Source organism: Mesorhizobium tamadayense, assembly GCF_003863365.1.
GTDB classification, from domain to species: Bacteria; Pseudomonadota; Alphaproteobacteria; order Rhizobiales; family Rhizobiaceae; genus Mesorhizobium; species Mesorhizobium tamadayense.
Window position 1 is genome coordinate 1 of record NZ_RQXT01000239.1, and the last position, 476, is coordinate 476.

General features: G+C 60.3%; 1 protein-coding gene and 1 pseudogene. Both read left to right on the top strand.

Annotation, left to right across the window (positions count from 1 at the left end; translation table 11 throughout):
* Positions 1-235 (top strand): FCD domain-containing protein (locus EH240_RS37470; RefSeq protein ID WP_125007296.1); only part of this gene is annotated, 235 nt, incomplete at its 5' end.
* A 102-nt stretch (positions 236-337) separates the two neighbouring features.
* Positions 338-476 (top strand): annotated as a pseudogene (locus tag EH240_RS37475) (ABC transporter substrate-binding protein); the annotation flags it as partial.

A 476-nucleotide genomic window follows, 5' to 3' on the forward strand; every position in this document is an offset into this window, starting at 1 on the left:
TGGCGAGCTTTTCGACCAGCGCATGAACCCTTACTTCGAACGCCTATCGATCTATTTCGAGAACAGGGATTCGTGGCGGATCGCCGCCGAGGAGCATCGTGCCGTGCGTGATGCCATTGCGGCGCGCGATCCCGAGCGGGCCAAAACTGCCATGCAGCATCACCTGCGCCAGTCGCAACTCAGGTTCTCACGCAATTTCGATGAAAGGGCGATAGCCAAGGAGATTGCGCTTTAAAACAGTCGGCCGGGGGGAGATCCGGCCGGATCAGTCCAATCCAACCAGGGAGGAACTAGCATGCTGAGGAAATACGCAATTCTGCTCGGCGTGATCGCCGCGATGGCCATGCCGATGGCTTCGGCCTCGGCGCAGACGGTGCTGAAATGGGCGCATGTCTACGAGACGTCGGAGCCCTTCCACACCGAAACCGTGTGGGCGGCCGAGGAGATCAAGAAGCGCACCCAGGGCCGCTATACCG